Raw genomic sequence first — 18,695 nt, 5'->3', positions numbered from 1 at the left:
AGTGGAGCCACGGGCGCCGGTTCGGCCGCTTCCGGAGCAGGCGCGAGCGGCGTCCGTGGTCCTGCCACGGACTCCCAAGGGGGCACTGTGACGGACACTCGGGGACCGCAGCCGCAGTACGAGGGGTACGCGACCGGGCCGTTGCCCGGCGAGCGTGAGCCCGCACCGGGCCAGGCGGGGCCCTACCACCCGCCGCAGGCGTATCCGTCCCCGGCGGGCGGTACGCAGGGCGGCGGCACACAGGGCGGAGCGCAGGGCGTGGGCGGCGTACAGGCGACCCGGCTGCCCCGCACGGGGGCGCGGACCACTCCGCGTACCCGTAAGGCGCGGCTGAGGGTGGCCAAGGCCGATCCGTGGTCGGTGATGAAGGTCAGCTTCCTGCTCTCCATCGCGCTCGGCATCTGCACGGTGGTCGCCGCCGCGGTCCTGTGGATGGTGATGGACGCGATGGGCGTCTTCTCCACCGTGGGCGGCACGATCAGCGAGGCCACCGGTTCGAACGAGAGCAACGGCTTCGATCTGCAGTCGTTCCTGTCGTTGCCGCGCGTCCTCATCTTCACCTCGGTCATCGCGGTGATCGACGTGGTGCTGGCCACCGCGCTGGCGACGCTGGGCGCGTTCATCTACAACCTGTCGGCCGGCTTCGTGGGTGGCGTGGAGCTCACTCTCGCCGAGGACGAGTAGGCGACCGGGTATCGATTTTGGGACTGGCCCCGACGTGCGCTAATCTTCAGAAGTCAGCGCAGCAGCGCGGCGGGGCTATAGCTCAGTTGGTTAGAGCGCATCCCTGATAAGGATGAGGCCACAGGTTCAAATCCTGTTAGCCCCACCAGACACGAGAACCCCTCACCGATCACGGTGGGGGGTTCTCGCGTATCCAGGGCTGCTCGTGCGGGCTCACCGCACTGTGGGTGCTGTTCACCGGCCGCGGAGGCCGTGATGTGAGCCAGTTCACCTGTGGCGCCTGTCGGTGTGCCCTCGGTACTGCCGGGCCCGCAGCGCCACGGCCCTCGGGAGTGGCTCGTCCGCCCCCCGGGGGGGGCGTGGACGGGGTGCGCGCCGACGCCGGGCGGGCCCCTGGCCCCGGTTCGGTCCAGGGGTGCCGCACGGACGTATGCCGCACAGGCGCATGCCGCATGGACGCATGCCGTTACGGGCGCACGGAAAAGGCCCCCGCCGGTGTGTACCGGGGCGGGGGCCTGAACGAGTGTGCGGGGCGCTCAGGGTGGCAGCGGGGACGAGTCCCCGGCAGGCGCGGCGCCGTGGGTGGAGCGGGTGCTGTTCGTCGCGTACGCGGTGTCCGTGGCGTCCGGGGACAGCTGGCGCGTGGCGGGGGAGGATCCGTGAGCCTCGGCGCGGATGCGCTGCTTCATCGTCGGTGGCAGCGCCCTGTCACGCGGAAGGGTCCATCGCACGGACGGGGTGGTCGCGGTTGCCGCGGTCGCACCCGTGTGCTCGTGGGTCGTGGTCGCCGGCTCCGCGGCCGTGGCCTGCGCGGTGGCCAGGCCCATCGAGGCGAGAAGTGCGAAGAAGGCGGTGATGAAGGCGGTCCAGATGCTCTTGACCCTGAAGGTGCTCATGGCCCCTCGCTTTCAGGTGGTCCGGTTTGCTTACCTTTCCGATGATGTGGATCCGGGCCGGGGAATCCGGTACCGACGCCCCCGGTGCGCCGATCTTCTGATGAACACCACTCGTATGGTTCAACCGGTCCGAAAAACCGCTTCCGAGGTGTCGTGAGGGGTCCGGAAGAGGGCCGGGAACAAGCGGCCACAGGCTTCCGGGCAGGTCACCGAACGGTATCGGCCGGTGTGTATAGTCGGGCGGCAGAAGTCCCTTACGTCAAGGAAAGACGAGGTCGCGCGGTGAAGAAGCTTCTCCTGGTCGCACTGGCCGCCATCGGCGGGCTCCTCGTGTACCGCCAGATCCAGGCGGATCGCGCCGAGCAGGATCTGTGGACGGAGGCGACCGACTCCGTGCCCGCAGGTTCGGGTGTGTGAGACGGAACAGTCTGCTAAAAGCCCCGGTCGCCGAGCGGCCGGGGCTTTGTGCTGCCCCGGGTGCGCTGTGGCGCGCCCGTGACCCCCGCTCCCTTGAGGTCACCTCGGCACATCGGTGGCTTGCGTGAGCAAAGGTGCGTGGTGGGCCGGGGTCGAGGAGGACTCGGCGGGAGCACGGGTGAGGCGGAGCGACGCCGTGCGTCGAGAGTGGCGGACCAGGCCCGTTCGCCCTGGTGGGGACGGTACCGACGGCCAGGTCTTCGGCTCCTTCGAGTGGAGGGGCAAACAGGCTTCCGGCAGCGCCCGTTGACCCTCGGCACAGGCGGCGACGGCAAAACAGGGGCGGCGGAAGACACCGGCGGTACGGGCGGTGCAGGATGGACCGGCATCGTGCCCGCTGCCGGCGCGGGCGCCGGGGCCGCACCCGGCCGCCGGGCTCGTCGCAGCCGGCGCAGGGCAGGCACGCAGACGACGAGGGGAAGCGCGTGAACAGGCAGCGCAACAGGGGCCGGGTGACGCTGGCATCGCTCGCGGCGATGTGCGCGGTGGCGGCGCTGCCGGGCCAGGCGCACGCGGCCGACGGCCCCGCGGCGTACACGTTCGATCCGGCGGCGACATCGGTCCAGGGCGCGGAGTCGAACGCCGAGGCGGAGGAACTGAAGCCGGGATCGGTCTACAAGAGCTCCATCGAGGGGAGCCAGAAGCTGTACTACCGGCTGGAGCTCGACGCCGGCACCGATGCGTACGTCTCCGCGGTGGTGGTACCGAAGACCGGCGGAAAGGTCGCCTACGGGGACGGCATCACGATCAGCCTCAGGGACCTCGACGACAACCGGTGCAGTTCCGGGGACGCGGCCTTCGGGTCGGCCGAGTTCCCGCGCCCGATCGCCGCGTACGCCCATCGGACGGTGCGGAAGGACAGCACCATCTGCAAGGCGGGCGGTACGTACAACGTCCTCATCGAGCGGGAGAGCAAGGCGACTTCCTCGCCGGGCGCGTGGGACCTCGAGTTGCGCTTCGAGACCGAGCCCGCCCTGAAGGAAGGTGAGACGCCACCGACCGAGGCGCCGGAGAACTGGCCCTCCTCGTCACCGGCTCCCGCCGCGGGGAAGCAGAAGCGGGCCGGCGGAAGCAGCTACTACGACGCGACCAGTCTCGAGGCCGGCGAGTGGGTGGACGCCGTCGCGCCCGGCCAGACCCGGTTCTACCGGGTGCCCGTGGACTGGGGCCAGCAGATCTTCGCCACGGCCGCGCTGAGCAACAGCGGTAAGTCGACCGAGTTCCTCGGCAACGCCCTGGCGGTGGCGCTGGACAATCCTGTCCGGGGTCACGTGGAGGACGCGACCCTGTCGTACTCCGGGGCTCCGACCTCGGTGGCGCTGAACCCGCTGCCTCCTGTCGCGTACGAGAACCGGTACGACGTGGCGTCGGACGTGAGCGCGATGCGCTTCGCGGGCTGGTATTACCTGTCGGTGACGCTCTCCCCCAAGGTTGCTGAGCACTACGGGCAGGACCCCATCGGCCTGACGCTCAAGGTCAATGTCGTCAACGACAGCAAGCCCTCGCCCTATCAGGGAGACGCCGGCATCTTCGGCGTCACCGACGACGACAGGGACATGGCCAAGAGCGGTCAGAGCGCACCCGAGGCCGGCGAGAGCGACACCATGAAGATGGTGGCCGCCGCCGGAATCGGCACGGGTTCCGTGCTGGTGCTCGGACTCGGGGTGTGGACGCTGCTGGCCAGGCGCAGGGCGGCCGCCATGCCGCCCGGTACGGGTGGCGGGCACCAGCCGCTCGGAGGGCCGCCCCCGCAGGCCTGGTAGCCGGTCAGGTCTGGGTGAGAGCCCAGATGCCCACCGCGAAGCAGATCAGAGCCACCAGCAGGACCGGGATCGCCACCTTCGGTGGCGGTCCCGGTCGCTTTACGGGCGATGTCTGCGGGGCGGCAGCGGGAGGCGTGACCGTCCGGGGAGCCTGGGGATGCTGAGCGGTGTAGGCCCGGGTGGGTGCCGAGCCGTACGGCACGGCCGCCGTGACGGCGTGGGCGAGATCCGCCGGAGGGGTGTCGGCGTAGGGGGAACCCTGGAGCGGAACGGGAGGCGAGGGTGGCTGCGCCCCTGGCACCCCCTGGGGTGCCTGTGACTGAGGGGGCGGTGCGAGATGGAAGCTGCCCGTCTCCGACATCGCGGGGTGCGGCGCGTACGGCTGCTGTCCAGCGCCCTGGGGCTGCTGTGACGGCTGTGGCGACGGCTGGGGCACTGGCGTGGGGCCGACCGCCTGAGCGGGCGCCTGAGGGCCGCTCAGCGAGCCGACGGGGCCGCCGCGGCCGGCGGGGCCCTCCGGCCCCTCGGGGCCGAAACCGGCGGGCAGCGGGCCGATCTGGTCGAAGACCTCTACCGGTTCGTCCTCGGCACTCGCCTCCGGCAGCATCTCGACGGCCGCGGTCAGGGCCTTACGCGCACCGGTGGCCGTACGGAAGCGGGCGTGCGGGTCCGGCTGCAGCAGACCCGCGAGGACTTGCCACAGCGGCTCCGGCACACCCTGTGGGGCACCGGGAGTGCCGTGCGCGGCGAAGTACTCGATCAGCGCCTGGGAGTCGGGCTTCTGCCCCTGGAGCAGATAGAGCGCGACGAGGCCCACGGCGAAGAGGTCCGCCGGGAAGTCGGGCTCCGCACCCATCATCTGCTCGGGTGCGAAGTAACCCGGCGTACCGACCACGTAGTTGGTCTCGGTGAGCCGAGGTTCGCCCTTGCGCATCGAGATGCCGAAGTCGGAGAGCCGCAGGTGCGGCCGGCCCGTGCCGGTGGCCTCCATGAGGATGTTGGCCGGCTTGATGTCCCGGTGCACCACCCCCTCGGCGTGCACGGTGGACAGCCCGGAGAGCAACTGATCGAGCAGCAGGCACACGAAGCGCGGGGGCAGCGGGCCGTAGTCGCCGATGACATGGGCCAGCGATCCCCCGCTGACCAGATCCATCGTGAAGAGGACCTTGTCGTCGTCGGCCGCCCAACTGGCAGGCGCGAGAACATGCGGATGCTCGATGCGCAGCGCCTGCTCACGGACGAAGCGCAGCAGCGTGTGCGCATCGCTCTGCTGGAGGACCTTCGCCGCCACATACCTGCGGCGTCTGTGGTCCCATGCGCGCCATACGGCGCCGACCCCACCACGTCCGATCGGATCCACCAGCTCGTACCGACCAGCGAAGACCTCACCCATTGCGCTGCGCCCGCTCCCGTTCACGTATCGGTTCGTGCCCCGGCTGTCGGTACTGCCCCGGCCGCCCCGCCTCGGGTCGGCTCCCGGCCTCGGGTCCTGCTCTAGCTCTGGTGGCCCTCGTAGTGTGCGACCGCGTCGGCGGTGCGCCCCGCTCCGTAGACCCTGAGGAACTCTGCCAGTTCGGGGTGGGCCGGGGCGAGGGAGTCGGCGGCATCGATGATGTCTCCGGCCGCGGCGACCGAGCGCAGCAGGGACTGGATCTCCCGGACCACACGTCGCACGGTGGGGGCTCCGCCGGTGGTCGCGGTCTGACCGGTGTTGGTGAGGACCGAGCCGCCCTGAGACTTCTTGATCTCTTCCATCCGTTCGGTGGCCTCTCCCGCGCTGATGCTGCCGTCCGCCACCTGCCCGGCGAGTTCCTGGAGGGCCTGGACCCGCTGGACGACCGCAGGGTTGCCGATCTTGGCCCGCTGGCCGCTCATCAGCTGGGAGAGCATGGGAGCGGACAGCCCGAGCACGGCGGCGAGGCGCGCCTGGTTGAGGCCGAGGTCGTCGATCAGTCTGCGGAAGAGCGCCCCCAGCGGCTCCCCGTACCAGCTGCGCTGGAGCTCTCTGGCTCTAGCCGTGGCCTCTTGCTGCGCTGCGTCCATTGCGTCTCCCCTTCGCTGCGGCTTCGCTGCTGCGAACCTCGTCGTGCATCTTACGGAGAGCCGTTGCGGACCGGGAGTCCCAATCGTTTTGGAGGAATCAGGGGGTCACCCGGTACTCTGTTCTGCGACGGATGGCGCGGCATGAATGTGTCCCGTGGTGTCCGCATTTCGGGGCCTTAGCTCAGTTGGTAGAGCGCTGCCTTTGCAAGGCAGATGTCAGGAGTTCGAATCTCCTAGGCTCCACATTCCGGAGAGCCCCCCGGACCCGCGTCAGCGCGGGTCCGGGGGGCTCTCCCGTGTGTCCGGGGCCCGCGTGATGTCCGGTCTCACGTGGGGGCCGTGTTTCACGTGAAACGCGGAGACTTCTCTGGCTTCTCCGGCGGGCCCTCTGTTTCACGTGGAACGACGGAGGGGCGCCGGAGACCGTGAGGTCGTCCGGCGCCCCTCCGAGGCGCCCTGCCCGGGAGGGCAGTGGATGCTTCTACTGGTGGCGGTCGTCGCGCCCGTCGCCGTCCGTCGGGTCGGACCCGGCCTCGGCGTCGTCCTGCTTGACCCGGACCTCCGGGTCGAGCACGGGCTGGCCGCTGCCGTCGACCGAAGTCAGCGGGGCGCGGTCGTCGCCCACCTCGGTGGGGGCGGGCGGCTCGACGAGCCAGTCCGGGTTGGCCTGCTTGTCCCACCACTTCCAGGCGGCGAAGGCTCCACCCGCCAGGGCTCCCAGGATGATGAAGCCCTTGGCCAGCTTGCCCGCCCTGGCCCGTCGCTCGTGCTTCCTGACGAGCTTCTGGATCTCCTTGGCCGTCACCTGGCCACGGAGTGCGGCCAGTGCGGCAGCGCTGCGGGCCGTCGCCTCTTCGGCCATGGGCCGGCTCGCGGCCACCGCGTACTCGACGCGCGGCACGGTGTAGTCCGCTGCGGTGCGGGCAGCGGTGCGCGTCCGTGCCGCGGCCTTCTGCGCGGCGTGGTCGACCTTGGGGGGTACGTGGGTCAGTGCCTGTTCGATGCGCGGTGCGAGATGCGCGCTGTACTGGACGCGGGCCTGGGCGGCTGCCTTCGACACCTTGGGCGCGAGCAGTGCACGAGCCTCCTGCGCGTAGTGCGCGGCCTGTTCCTTGGCCGTGTCGGCGTAAGGCGCCACCACTTCCGCGGCGTGCTGCGCACTGTCCTTCGCCGAGTAGGTTGCGGCGCGCACGCTGTCGATGCGGGTCACGGGATCCTCCTCCTTGGTGGCGGGTAGGTACTCCGCCTATCCACCCATTTGAAAATCATGCCCGCTGAGGCATCGAGCGCCATGCGGGACGGGCATCCGGGTCATGAACGTCATTCTCGGGCAATACGGTGCAAGGGGAGCGTGCCGCCGACGATTCCACGGTTCGTGTCGGGGCGCTTCGCGTCGTCGGGCACTTGGCCGTATCCGTCCCGCAGGAAGTGTGGGAAAGGTGCAGGAAAGCGGGCAACGAGGTGAGTGCCTCATGTCCCGGGCTGCGACCGGGCTGTCCGAGGGGTGCTCCGTGCGAGGATCGGGGGTCACCAGCGAGGACTTACGGAAGGCAGACCGTGGCCGAGGAGCTTTACGCCACTTTGAGGACCAGCCTGGGTGACATCGAGATCCGGCTGCTGCCGAACCAGGCTCCCAGGACGGTCAAGAACTTCGTCGAGCTCGCCACCGGCGAGCGCGAGTGGACCAATCCCGAGACCGGCAGGAAGTCCACGGACAGGCTGTACGACGGCACGGTCTTCCATCGCGTCATCGGTGGCTTCATGATCCAGGGCGGCGACCCGCTGGGCAACGGGACGGGCGGTCCCGGCTACGAGTTCGGGGACGAGTTCCACCCGGACCTCGCGTTCGACAGGCCGTACCTGCTCGCGATGGCCAACGCGGGACCGGGGACCAACGGCTCGCAGTTCTTCGTGACCGTGGCGCCGACCGCGTGGCTGACCGGCAAGCACACGATCTTCGGGGAAGTCGCCGGTGACGCGGGCAGGAAGGTCGTGGACGCCATCGCGGCGGCTCCCACCAACCCGCGCACCAACCGCCCGCTGCAGGACGTGGTGCTCGAATCGGTCGCCATCGAGACCCGCTGACCTCTCGCCGGGCGTGAGTGCGGCCGCCACCCGAAGAGGCGCGTCACCGTGCGGGGAACCAACCGCCCTGCTCGTCCGTACTGTTACATAACGGGCGTGCGGGGCGGACGCATCTGTGCCACCGCCACGGACGAGGACCGAAGGGGCCGTGACCGATGGAGCAGCAGCCGCCGAACGACCAGGACGCGTCCGCGGCTGCGGGCGGTCCTCCCACGTGCTACCGGCATCCGGGCAGGGAGACGGGGATCCGCTGCGTGCGGTGCGAGCGGCCGATCTGCACGGACTGCATGATCGAGGCTTCGGTGGGCTTCCAGTGCCCGGAATGCGTCCGTGAGGGCTCCGGCACGGGTCATCACCCGGCGGCGAGCCGGCCGCGCACGCTGGCGGGCGGCAGCGTCGCGGAGGATCCGCGGCTGATCACCAAGATCCTGCTGGTCATCAACATCGCCGTCTTCATCGCGGTCTCGGTGGCAGGGCGTCCACTGGTCGACGAGCTGCTGCTGTTCGGCCGGGCCCACACGGGGGATGCCTCGGCCGGGGTGCAGGGGGTGGCCGAGGGGCAGTGGTACCGGCTGGTCACCTCGATGTTCCTGCACCAGGAGGTGTGGCACATCGCGTTCAACATGCTGGGGCTGTGGTGGCTCGGCGGCCCGTTGGAGGCCGCCCTCGGCCGTGCCCGCTATCTCGCGCTCTACCTGCTCTCGGGCCTCGCGGGCAGCGCCCTCACCTACTGGATCTCCGACCCCGCGCAGGGAACGCTCGGAGCGTCCGGAGCCGTCTTCGGACTGCTGGGTGCGACAGCCGTCCTGATGCGCCGGATGAACTACGACATGCGGCCGGTGATCGCGCTGCTCGTGGTGAACCTGATCTTCACCTTCAACCCATGGGGCGCGATCGCCTGGCAGGCTCACGTGGGCGGGCTGGTCGCCGGTGCACTGATCGCGATTGCCATGGTCCACGCGCCGCGGGAGCGCAGGAAGCTCGTGCAGTACGGCGCGTGCGCGCTGGTCCTGGGGGCGGTCGTGGCCATCGTCCTCGCCAGGAGCGCTGCGCTCACCTGAGCGGAAGCCGTTGCTCCAGAGGTGTGGTTGTCCACAGAGCGTGCCGGATCTTGTGCATGACGTGTGGAACAGGTGTGCCCCTTGTCGCTGAACCGGGTTTTCCCAGTCAGGACAAGGGGCGCAGGCTCCCGCGATGCGCAAGTGTGTAGTCACACCGGCGTCAACTTCGAGGGAAGTTATCCACAGATCGTCTGACCTTTTCCCCTACCTGTGGATAACTCTGTGGGTAACTTCAGGGCAGAGCTACTTCCACTGTGTGGAGACGCCGAAGCCGCCTGCGATGAAGCCGAAGCCCACGACGATGTTCCAGTTGCCCAGTGCGCTGATCGGCAGGTCGCCCTCGGTGACGTAGAAGACCACGATCCAGGCCAGACCGATCAGGAAGAGCGCCAGCATCACCGGCGCCACCCAACTGCGGTTGGTCAGCTTTATGCTCGTCGCCTGCTTGGCCGGCGGAGGCGTGAAATCTGCCTTCTTGCGGATACGTGACTTCGGCACGAGGGACTCTCCTGTCGATGCGCTGCGTGACCGCGCAGGGATCTGTGGCTGGCGCCGGGGCGCGAGGGGGAATGCTGCCTCCCCGGGGCGTCCGTTAGCGTAGTGCTTCCGTGGCGCCTAAGGAGATAAGGGTACGTTGAGCAATTCTGCCGACTCTCCTCGAGGCCCGGCCCGGCGCATGTCCCGGTGGCCGGTCCAAAGCCTCACCGCTGCCGTTTTCGCCCTTGCCGGACTGATCTTCGTCACCAGCGCGAACACGGCCAAAGGGACCGACATCCGCACGGACTCCTCGCTGCTCAAGCTCTCCGATCTCATCCAGCAGCGCAGCGAGAAGAACGCGGAGCTGGACGAGTCGACCGCTTCCGTGCGCGCGGACATCGACACCCTGGCCCGGCGGGACGACGGGAGCACCCGCGCCGAGGACGCCGAACTCGAAGCGCTGGAGAAGGCCGCGGGCACGACGCCGGTCACCGGGGAGGCCCTCTCGGTCACGCTGAACGACGCCCCGCCGGACGCCACCGCGAACCCCGGATACCCCGAGCCGCAGCCCAACGACCTGGTCATTCACCAACAGGACCTGCAGGCCGTCGTCAACGCCCTCTGGGAGGGCGGGGCGGAGGGCATCAAGGTGATGGACCAGCGGCTGATCTCCACCAGCGCGGTACGTTGCGTCGGGAACACCCTGATCCTCCAGGGGCGCGTCTACTCGCCTCCGTACAGGGTCACAGCCGTCGGCGACCAGGAGAAGCTGCGGCAGGCGCTCGACGACTCCACGGCGATCCAGAACTACCAGCTGTACGTGAAGGCGTACGGCCTGGGCTGGAAGGTCGAGGAGGACGACAGGACGACGCTCCCCGGCTACTCGGGCACCGTCGACCTCCACTACGCACAGCCTGTGGACTAGTCCGCGGGACGCCGGCGCCGGTGGCTTCGACGGGTCCGCCGCTCCGTGAAGGACGCGTCCCGGCGGCTTTCCACAGCTGACCCACGCCCGTGCCCCGGCCGTTTAGTCTGGTGCCGTACCGAATGGAGGCAACAGCATGTACGGCTGGATCTGGCGGCATCTGCCGGGCAACGCATGGGTGCGGGGCTTCATCTCGCTCGTGCTGGCCCTGGCCGTTGTCTACACGCTCTTCCAGTACGTCTTCCCCTGGGCGGAGCCGTTGCTCCCGTTCGGTGACGTGACGGTGGACGGCGAGAGCACCAGCGGAGCGGGGTCCGGTCAGTGAGCGCACGCATTCTCGTCGTCGACAACTACGACAGCTTCGTCTTCAACCTCGTCCAGTACCTCTACCAGCTCGGCGCCGAGTGCGAAGTGGTGCGCAACGACGAGGTGACCACGGACCACGCGGACGACGGTTTCGACGGCGTCCTGCTGTCCCCCGGCCCCGGCACCCCAGAACAGGCGGGCGTCTGCATCGAGATGGTGCATCACTGCGCGCGCGAAGGCGTTCCGGTCTTCGGTGTCTGCCTGGGCATGCAGTCGATGGCGGTCGCCTACGGCGGAGTCGTGGACCGGGCGCCGGAGCTGCTGCACGGGAAGACCTCACCCGTCCTGCACGAGAGCAAGGGCGTGTTCGCCGGCCTGCCGTCCCCGTTCACCGCGACCCGCTACCACTCGCTCGCCGCGGAACCCGCGACGGTCCCGCCCGAGCTCGAGGTCACCGCGCGTACCGCCGACGGCATCATCATGGGGCTGCGGCACCGTGAACACGCCGTGGAGGGCGTGCAGTTCCATCCCGAGTCGGTGCTCACGGAGTACGGCCACCTGATGCTCGCCAACTGGCTGGAGCAGTGCGGTGACGCGGGCGCTGTCGCGAGATCGGCGGGGCTCGCCCCGGTGGTGGGCAAGGCCGCGGCGTGACCTCACTCCGCCCCGGCGCCGGGCAGGAAGGCTCGTACCCGCAGGGTGCGTACGAGCCCGACGGCACCTTCGCGGCGGCGGTGGAGCAGCTCGCGGACCCGCTGAACGATCCGCTGCCGGGGCAGCACGCCTCGCCGTGGTTCCGGGCGGAGGGCGGTCCGGCCGACGGCGGGGGCCGGCAGATGCCCCGTCCGGCGGCTGAGGGCCCCGCTGAGCCCCCGGGCGAGTGGTACGACCCCGAGGGCTACCAACGGGACTGGTACGGGCAGCAGGGGCCCGGAGAGGCGCCCACGGCGAACACGGTCCAGGGCACGGCGACGATGCCCGGCCCCGGGGCGGCGCCCCCGCCTCAGCAGGCTGGGCGCGCACCGGCGTCAGTGCCCGGGAACCCGGCCGGGACGCCGGTGCCCACGCCGATGCCTGACGTCACGGCCGTCATGCCCGTCTCCGCTCCCGAAGGATCCGTTCCGGAAGGGTCCGTTCCCGAAGGATCCGGGATCGAAGGGTCCGCTCCCGCTCCCGCACGGCCGGTGCCCAGCGCCCGGAGGGTCCGGCACGACGAGACGGTCGCACTGCGGTCGGCCGACGCCCGGGAGGCCTCACGGCAGGCCACCCCCGATGCCCCGGCGCCCGTGCCGGAGCCCTCGCCGACGGGCGGCCGGGCGGAGCGCAGACGGGCGGCCAAGGGGCGCGGGCGTCGGCGGCCGGAACCGCGGCCGGCCACGGACGCGTCGGCGTCGGCATCGGCGGAGCCCGCGGCTCCGATGTCACGGCTCGAGGCCCGGCGCGCGGCACGCGCGGCCAAGGACAGCCCCGCGGTCGTGGCCAGCCGGGTCGTCGGCGAAATGTTCATCACCTTCGGTGTGCTGATGCTCCTCTTCGTCACGTACCAGCTGTGGTGGACCAACGTCCGCGCCGATCAGATAGCCGGCCGTGAGACGAACAAGATCCAGGACGACTGGGCGAACGGCGAACGCTCCCCGGGAGCCTTCGAGCCCGGACAGGGATTCGCCATCATGCACATCCCGAAGCTGGACGTGGTCGCGCCGATCGCCGAGGGCATCAGCAAGGAGAAGGTCCTCGACCGCGGCATGATCGGTCACTACGGCGAGGGCAAGCTGAAGACGGCGATGCCCTCGGCGGAGCAGGGGAACTTCGCGGTGGCGGGCCACCGCAACACCCATGGTGAGCCCTTCCGCTACATCAACAAGCTGAAGCCGGGCGACCCGATCGTCGTGGAGACGCAGGACGCCTACTACACGTACGAGATGGCCAGCATCCTTCCGCAGACGTCGCCGTCCAATGTGGCCGTGATCGACGAAGTGCCCCCGGGCTCGGGCTTCACGGGGCCGGGCAGGTACATCACGCTGACCACCTGCACCCCGGAATTCACGAGTACGTACCGAATGATCGTGTGGGGCAAAATGGTCGACGAACGCCCGCGGAGCAAGGGGAAGCCCGACGCGCTCGTCGGCTGAACATCATCACGACAGGGACGGGTGCGGTGGCAGCGAGGACCGAACAGGCGGAGCGCACCGGCGAGTCGGAGACCCCGGTGCGGTACAGGAAGCGGCATCCCGTCGCGACCGCGGTGAGTCTCTTCGGTGAGCTGTTGATCACGGCCGGTCTGGTGCTGGGGCTCTTCGTCGTCTATTCGCTGTGGTGGACCAACGTCCTCGCCGACCGCGCGGCCGACAAGGAGGGCAACACCGTCCGCGACCGTTGGGCCGGCGGGCCGGGCGATCTGGACACCAGGGACGGCATCGGCTTCCTCCACGTCCCGGCGATGAAGAACGGCGAGGTGCTGGTCAAGAAGGGCACCGACACCACGACCCTGAACAACGGCATCGCCGGCTACTACACGGATCCCGTGAAGTCGGCCCTTCCCTCGGACGAGCAGGGCAACTTCTCGCTCGCCGCCCACCGGGACGGCCACGGCGCGAAGTTCCACAACATCGACAAGCTGAAGAAGGGCGACGCGGTCGTCTTCGAGACCAAGGACACCTGGTACGTCTACAAGGTCTACGCGAAGCTGCCGGAGACCTCCAAGTTCAACGTCGACGCGATCGCCGCGGTGCCCAAGGAGTCGGGAGTCAAGAAGCCCGGCCGCTACATCACGCTGACCACGTGCACGCCCGTCTACACGTCGAAGTACCGCTACATCGTGTGGGGCGAGCTGGTCCGCACCGAGAAGGTGGACCGGGACCGCACGAAGCCGGCGGAGCTTCGGTAGCAGCCACGGACGCACGCAAGGGCCCCGGTCACCGAACGGTGACCGGGGCCCTTGCGTGCGCGTAGGTACGAAGCCGTGCGGTCAGTCGCCTGACGCTCCACCGAAGAGGTTCGCGTCCCCACCCCCGACCGTGGTGAGCGTGACGGTACTTCCCTTCGGTACCTGGGAGTTGCCTCCGGGCTCGGCCTTCATCACCAGGGCGTTCGGCTTGTCCGGCGAGTTGGGGGCGAGCGCCACCACGAGGCCCATGCCTTCGAGCGTGGCCTTCGCGTCCTGGTACCGCTTGCCGAGGATGTCGCCCGGGATGGTGACCTGCTCCGGCTGAGCGGGACCCTTCGAGACCTTGAGAACGATCTGGACGTCCTTGGACTGCTTGCTGTTCGCCTCGGGAGTCTGCTCGATCACGGTGTCGGCAGGCTGGTCCGACTCGACGTCGGTCCTGGAGACGTTGGCGAATCCGACACCCTTGAGCTGGGCCTCCGCGTCCGCGTAGGACCGGCCGACCACGCCGGGGACGTTCTGGGTGGCTTCCTTGGCCACCGTGATCGTGACCTCGGTGTCCTTCTCCACCTCCGAGCCGCCCTCGGGGTCCTGCGCGATGACGGTGTCCTTGGTCTTGTCGGACTCGGCCGTCTTCACGGTCACCGTGAAGCCCTTGTCCTCCAGCGCCTTACGGGCACTGTCCTCGGACTTCTCCAGGACGTCCGGGACCTCGATCTTGGGGGCACCGGAGGAGACGACGACCGTCACCGTCTCGCCCGCCTCCATCTGCTCGTCCGCGGACGGGCTCTGGCTGCAGATCGAGTCCTTCTCCTGGGTCTCGCAGGGCTCGCTGGGGCCGACCTTCAGGACGATGTCGGCGTTGTCCGCGAGCCTCTGCGCCTCTTCGACCGTGGAGCCGACCATGTTCGGCACGTCGAACTTGCCGCCGCCGCTGTCCGTCTCGCTGAACACCGCGCGGCCGATCAGGATCGCGCCGATCAGCACGAGGACGCCGGCGACGACGAGGAGGATCGTCGAGGTGTTGCTCTTCTTCTGGCGCCGGCGGTCCGGACGGTCGTCGTAGCCGTAACCGCCGTCGTCGGGGTTGACCGGGGGCAGCATGGACGTCTGCGCGCCACCCGGGTCGGCCGCCCGCAGAGCGGTGGTCGGCTGGTCGTTGTTGTAGCCGTCGTAGCCGCCGTAGCCGACCGCACCCATCGCCGCCGTGGCCGCGACCGGCTGGCCGTCGAGGCAGGCCTCGATGTCGGCCCGCATCTCGTCGGCCGACTGGTAGCGGTAGTCGGGGTCCTTGGTCAGCGCCTTCAACACGATCGCGTCCATCTCGGGCGTGATCTCGGGGTCGAAGTTGCTCGGAGGCTGCGGTTCCTCGCGTACGTGCTGGTAGGCGACCGCGACGGGAGAGTCACCGACGAACGGGGGCCGGACGGCCAGCAGTTCGTAGAGCAGGCAACCGGTGGAGTACAGGTCGGAGCGCGCGTCCACCTGTTCGCCCTTGGCCTGCTCCGGGGAGAGGTACTGGGCGGTGCCGATGACGGCGGCGGTCTGGGTCATCGTCATGCCGGAGTCGCCCATGGCCCGGGCGATGCCGAAGTCCATGACCTTGACCTGTCCGGTGCGCGTCAGCATGACGTTCGCAGGCTTGATGTCGCGGTGGACGATCTGCGCCCTGTGCGAGTACTCCAGCGCCTGGAGGATCCCGACGGTCATCTCGAGGGTCCGCTCCGGCAGGAGCTTGCGGCCGGAGTGCAGCAGCTCCCTGAGGGTCGACCCGTCGACGTACTCCATCACGATGTACGGGATGGAGACACCGTCGACGTAGTCCTCGCCGGTGTCGTAGACGGCGACGATCGCGGGGTGGTTGAGCGAGGCGGCGGACTGGGCCTCACGGCGGAACCGTGCCTGGAAGGACGGGTCGCGGGCGAGATCGGCCCGCAGCGTCTTCACAGCTACGGTGCGGCCGAGCCGGGTGTCGTGCGCGAGGTAGACCTCGGCCATGCCACCACGGCCGAGCACCGAGCCCAGCTCGTACCGGCCGCCGAGGCGACGCGGCTCTTCCATAACTGATCCAGCCCTCTCCGTCAGTCCCGACCGCACCCGTGTGTGGTCCGGCGGTGCGCTGTTCGCGCATACGCTACCGGGCACGCCCGGCGTGATCGGCCCGCACCCTTCAGCTGATATCCGACCGGTATCCCAATGTGCTGGTGTGGACAGAAGTTGTGACGGTTGTCACTTCTTTCCGTCGAGTACCGCCTTCATCACGCTCTTGGCGATCGGTGCCGCCAGACCGCCACCGGAGATGTCGTCCCGGTTGGCGTTCCCGTCCTCGACCACCACGGCCACGGCGACCGGGGAGCCGCTGTCGGTCTTGGCGTACGAGATGAACCACGCGTAGGGCTTCTCGCTGTTGTTGAGGCCGTGCTGCGCGGTGCCGGTCTTGCCACCCACGGTGACGCCGTCGATCTGCGCGTTGGTTCCCGTGCCGTCGGCGACGACGGTCTCCATCATCTGCTGCACCTTCTGGGCGTTCTCCGCCGAGAGCGGCTGGCTGAGCTGCTCCTTCTCGTGCGTGTAGATGACGTCCAGGTTGGGTGCCTGGCGCTCGGCGACCATGTACGGCTGCATGAGCTTGCCGTCGTTGGCGATCGCGGACGCCACCATGGCCATCTGGAGCGGAGTGGCGCGGTTGGAGGCCTGCCCGATGCCCGCCATGGCGTTCTGCGGGCGGTTGTCCTCGGGGTAGACGCTGGCGTCGGCCCTGACCGGAGTGAAGACTTCCTCGTTGAAGCCGAACTTGTCGGCCTGTTCGATCATCTTCTTGTTGCCGAGGTCGTCGCTCATCTTGCCGAAGACGGTGTTGCACGACCAGCGCAGGGCTTCGCGGAGCGAGGCGTCCTTGCAGGGGATGCTGCCCTCGTTCTGCAGCAGGTTGGTCGACAGCGGGAGCTTCCAGGGCAGCGGGGAGTTCGTCTTCGCGTCGATGTCGGTGTAGAGGCCGTTCTCCAGAGCCGCAGCGGCCGTGACGACCTTGAACGTCGAGCCGGGCGGGTAGGTCTCCCGCAGGGCCCGGTTCAGCATCGGCTTGTCCTCGTCCTCCAGGAGCTTCTGCCGCGCGTCGGAGTCCTTCATCGAGTTGCCCGCGAAGACGGAGGGGTCGTACGAGGGGGTGCTGGCCAGGGCGAGGATCGCACCGGTCTGCGGGTCGAGCGCGGCGACGGCGCCCTTCTTGTCGCCCAGGCCCTTGAAGGCGGCCTTCTGGGCCGCACCGTCGAGGGTGGTGACGATGTTCCCGCCGGTCTTCTTCTCGCCGGTGAACATCGACAGGGTGCGGTCGAAGAACAGCTGGTCGCTGTTGCCGGTGAGGATGCCGTCCTCGATGCTCTCCAGCTGGGAGGAGTCGAAGGCCTGCGAGGAGTAGCCCGTGACCGGTGCCCACATGGGCCCGTTCTTCCAGACCCGCTTGTACTTGAAGTCGCTGTCCGTCGTCTCCACGGAGTCCGTGACGGGTTCGCCGTCGACGATGATGTTGCCGCGCTCGTGGGCGTAGCGCTCGATCTGGACGCGGCGGTTGTGCTCGTTCGAGTTGAGCTCGTCGGCACGGACGTACTGGATGTAGTTGGTGCGGATCAGCAGGGCCAGGACCAGGATCCCGCAGAAGATCGCGATCCTGCGGAGCGGCTTGTTCACGGTCGGACCACCTGGGTCATCTCGGCGTCCGGGGACGGTGCGGGGGCCGGGGCGGGACGGCGGGCGGTGTCACTGATTCTGATCAGGATGCCGATGAGGGCCCAGTTGGCGATGACGGAGGAACCACCGGCCGCGAGGAACGGCATGGTCATACCGGTCAGCGGGATGAGCCCCATGACGCCGCCGGCGACGACGAACACCTGGATGGCGAAGGAACCGGAGAGCCCGATCGCCAGGAGCTTGCCGAAGGGGTCGCGGGCGGCGAGCGCCGTGCGGACGCCGCGCTCGACGATCAGGCCGTAGACAAGTAGCACCGCCATCATCCCGGCCAGACCGAGCTCCTCGCCGACGGTGGCGAGGATGAAGTCGGAGTTGGCGGCGAAGCCGATCAGGTCCGAGTTGCCCTGACCGAGGCCGGTACCGAGGGTGCCCCCGGAGCCGAAGGCCATGAGGGACAGGGACATCTGCTCGCTGGCGTCGTACTTCCCCCATCCGGCGAACGGGTCGAGCCAAGCGGTGACTCGCTGCTGCACGTGGGGTTCGAAGGTGGCCACACCCACCGCCCCCGCAGCCGACATCAGCAGACCGAAGACGATCCAGCTGGTGCGCTCCGTGGCGACGTACAGCATGACGACGAACATGCCGAAGAACAGGAGCGAGGATCCGAGGTCGGTCTCGAAGACCAGGATCAGGATCGAGAAGGCCCAGACCATGAGGATCGGTCCCAGGTCACGGCCGCGGGGCAGGTAGAGCCCCATGAAGCGGCGGCTGGCCAGGGCCAGTGCGTCACGCTTGACCATGAGGTACCCGGCGAAGAAGACAGCGATGATGATCTTCGCGAACTCTCCCGGCTGGATCGTGCCGACACCGGGGATCTTGATCCAGATCTTGGCGCCGTTCACGGCGGGGAAGAACATCGGGAGGATCAGCAGGAACAGCGCGACCAGCATGGAGATGTAGGTGTAGCGCTGCAGGATGCGGTGATCCTTGAGGACCAGCAGGACCACGACCAGCAGGGCGACGCCCGCCGCCGAGAACAGCAGCTGCTTGGAGGCAGCTGCCACGAAGTTCTCGGTCTGCTGGAAGCGTTCCGACTGGTCCAGACGCCAGATGAATGCCAGACCGAGCCCGTTCAGCAGGGTGGCCAGCGGAAGCAGCAGCGGATCGGCGTACGGCGCGAATCTCCGGATGGCGAGGTGCGCGACGCCACCGAGCAGGGCGAGTCCGAGCCCGTAGCCGAGCATGCCGGAGGGCAGCTCCCCGTTGATGGCGAGGCCCACGTTGGCGTACGCGAACACCGAGATGAGGACGGCGAAGGCGACCAGCGTCAGTTCCGTGTTGCGGCGGCTCGGTGCGTCGATCGCGCCGATGGTGGTCGTGTTGGTGACAACGCTCATGTGCTGA

18 protein-coding genes and 2 tRNA genes are annotated in these 18,695 nt (G+C 69.0%); 12 read left to right on the top strand and 8 right to left on the bottom strand.

Features of this window, described 5'->3' with window-relative positions; translation table 11 throughout:
- Positions 1-87: 87 nt before the first annotated feature.
- Positions 88-684: a DUF3566 domain-containing protein gene (locus ACFYQ6_RS19400; protein WP_356741983.1), complete on the top strand. Its 597-nt coding sequence runs from the start codon at positions 88-90 to the stop codon at positions 682-684.
- Positions 685-755: 71 nt separating this feature from the next.
- Positions 756-832 (top strand) — tRNA-Ile (locus ACFYQ6_RS19395).
- Positions 833-1,220: 388 nt separating this feature from the next.
- Here ACFYQ6_RS19395 and ACFYQ6_RS19390 read toward each other — a convergent pair.
- Entirely contained in the window at positions 1,221-1,580 is a 360-nt protein-coding gene (locus tag ACFYQ6_RS19390) for a DUF6344 domain-containing protein (protein ID WP_388763961.1), read from the bottom strand.
- A 282-nt stretch (positions 1,581-1,862) separates the two neighbouring features.
- Here ACFYQ6_RS19390 and ACFYQ6_RS19385 point away from each other — a divergent pair, with 282 nt between their 5' ends.
- Entirely contained in the window at positions 1,863-1,997 is a 135-nt protein-coding gene (locus ACFYQ6_RS19385; protein ID WP_003958712.1) for a DLW-39 family protein, read from the top strand.
- Positions 1,998-2,482: 485 nt separating this feature from the next.
- The gene (locus tag ACFYQ6_RS19380) at positions 2,483-3,820 is read left to right on the top strand and encodes a hypothetical protein (RefSeq protein WP_388763959.1); all 1,338 of its coding nucleotides are present in this window, start codon (positions 2,483-2,485) and stop codon (positions 3,818-3,820) included.
- Between the two features lie 4 nt (positions 3,821-3,824).
- On the opposite strand, the gene ACFYQ6_RS19375 is transcribed toward ACFYQ6_RS19380, so the two are convergent.
- Both ACFYQ6_RS19375 and ACFYQ6_RS19370 read right to left on the bottom strand, forming a co-directional pair.
- On the bottom strand, positions 3,825-5,213 hold the full coding sequence (locus tag ACFYQ6_RS19375) for a serine/threonine protein kinase (RefSeq protein WP_388763958.1): 1,389 nt from the start codon (positions 5,211-5,213) through the stop codon (positions 3,825-3,827).
- A gap of 101 nt (positions 5,214-5,314) precedes the next feature.
- On the bottom strand, positions 5,315-5,863 hold the full coding sequence (locus ACFYQ6_RS19370) for a DNA-binding protein (protein WP_361579153.1): 549 nt from the start codon (positions 5,861-5,863) through the stop codon (positions 5,315-5,317).
- 170 nt (positions 5,864-6,033) lie between these two features.
- Between ACFYQ6_RS19370 and ACFYQ6_RS19365 the strand changes: the two genes are divergently transcribed.
- Positions 6,034-6,106, top strand: a tRNA-Ala gene (locus tag ACFYQ6_RS19365).
- A gap of 238 nt (positions 6,107-6,344) precedes the next feature.
- On the opposite strand, the gene ACFYQ6_RS19360 is transcribed toward ACFYQ6_RS19365, so the two are convergent.
- Positions 6,345-7,073 carry a DUF5324 family protein gene (locus ACFYQ6_RS19360; RefSeq protein WP_361579151.1) on the bottom strand — a complete coding sequence of 243 codons (729 nt, stop codon included), beginning with the start codon at positions 7,071-7,073 and terminating at the stop codon, positions 6,345-6,347.
- A gap of 347 nt (positions 7,074-7,420) precedes the next feature.
- On the opposite strand from ACFYQ6_RS19360, the gene ACFYQ6_RS19355 reads away from it, so the two are divergent.
- Together ACFYQ6_RS19355 and ACFYQ6_RS19350 are read left to right on the top strand one after the other, a co-directional pair.
- A complete protein-coding gene (locus ACFYQ6_RS19355) occupies positions 7,421-7,948 on the top strand; it encodes a peptidylprolyl isomerase (RefSeq protein ID WP_361579149.1) in 528 nt (175 codons plus the stop codon).
- Positions 7,949-8,103: 155 nt separating this feature from the next.
- Positions 8,104-9,009, top strand: a complete 906-nt coding sequence (locus tag ACFYQ6_RS19350) for a rhomboid family intramembrane serine protease (protein WP_361579147.1) — start codon at positions 8,104-8,106, stop codon at positions 9,007-9,009.
- A 243-nt stretch (positions 9,010-9,252) separates the two neighbouring features.
- Here ACFYQ6_RS19350 and crgA read toward each other — a convergent pair whose 3' ends face one another.
- Entirely contained in the window at positions 9,253-9,507 is a 255-nt protein-coding gene (gene crgA / locus ACFYQ6_RS19345; RefSeq protein WP_073750650.1) for a cell division protein CrgA, read from the bottom strand.
- Positions 9,508-9,685: 178 nt separating this feature from the next.
- Here crgA and ACFYQ6_RS19340 point away from each other — a divergent pair, with 178 nt between their 5' ends.
- The 5 genes from ACFYQ6_RS19340 (at position 9,686) to ACFYQ6_RS19320 (ending at position 13,604) form a co-directional block, all read left to right on the top strand.
- Positions 9,686-10,411, top strand: a complete 726-nt coding sequence (locus ACFYQ6_RS19340; protein WP_388763955.1) for a DUF881 domain-containing protein — start codon at positions 9,686-9,688, stop codon at positions 10,409-10,411.
- Between the two features lie 136 nt (positions 10,412-10,547).
- Positions 10,548-10,736: a hypothetical protein gene (locus tag ACFYQ6_RS19335; RefSeq protein WP_361579142.1), complete on the top strand. Its 189-nt coding sequence runs from the start codon at positions 10,548-10,550 to the stop codon at positions 10,734-10,736.
- Positions 10,733-11,371 carry an aminodeoxychorismate/anthranilate synthase component II gene (locus ACFYQ6_RS19330; RefSeq protein ID WP_361579140.1) on the top strand — a complete coding sequence of 213 codons (639 nt, stop codon included), beginning with the start codon at positions 10,733-10,735 and terminating at the stop codon, positions 11,369-11,371. Before ACFYQ6_RS19335 ends, ACFYQ6_RS19330 begins: the two co-directional genes overlap by 4 nt.
- On the top strand, positions 11,368-12,849 hold the full coding sequence (locus tag ACFYQ6_RS19325; protein WP_388763953.1) for a class E sortase: 1,482 nt from the start codon (positions 11,368-11,370) through the stop codon (positions 12,847-12,849). Before ACFYQ6_RS19330 ends, ACFYQ6_RS19325 begins: the two co-directional genes overlap by 4 nt.
- A 26-nt stretch (positions 12,850-12,875) precedes the next feature.
- Positions 12,876-13,604 carry a class E sortase gene (locus ACFYQ6_RS19320; RefSeq protein ID WP_388763951.1) on the top strand — a complete coding sequence of 243 codons (729 nt, stop codon included), beginning with the start codon at positions 12,876-12,878 and terminating at the stop codon, positions 13,602-13,604.
- 81 nt (positions 13,605-13,685) lie between these two features.
- Here ACFYQ6_RS19320 and pknB read toward each other — a convergent pair whose 3' ends face one another.
- The 3 genes from pknB to ACFYQ6_RS19305 form a co-directional block, all read right to left on the bottom strand.
- Complete coding sequence (gene pknB, locus ACFYQ6_RS19315; protein WP_361579135.1) at positions 13,686-15,665, bottom strand: Stk1 family PASTA domain-containing Ser/Thr kinase; 1,980 nt, start codon at positions 15,663-15,665, stop codon at positions 13,686-13,688.
- 168 nt (positions 15,666-15,833) lie between these two features.
- The gene (locus ACFYQ6_RS19310; RefSeq protein ID WP_361579133.1) at positions 15,834-17,291 is read right to left on the bottom strand and encodes a penicillin-binding transpeptidase domain-containing protein; all 1,458 of its coding nucleotides are present in this window, start codon (positions 17,289-17,291) and stop codon (positions 15,834-15,836) included.
- Positions 17,288-18,688 (bottom strand): FtsW/RodA/SpoVE family cell cycle protein, encoded by a 1,401-nt coding sequence (locus ACFYQ6_RS19305; RefSeq protein WP_388763949.1) that lies wholly within the window; start codon positions 18,686-18,688, stop codon positions 17,288-17,290. Before ACFYQ6_RS19305 ends, ACFYQ6_RS19310 begins: the two co-directional genes overlap by 4 nt.
- Positions 18,689-18,695: the final 7 nt, after the last annotated feature.

The organism is Streptomyces sp. NPDC005494 (genome assembly GCF_042872025.1).
Taxonomy (GTDB): domain Bacteria; phylum Actinomycetota; class Actinomycetes; order Streptomycetales; family Streptomycetaceae; genus Streptomyces.
This window is presented reverse-complemented; position numbering and strand designations above follow the sequence as displayed.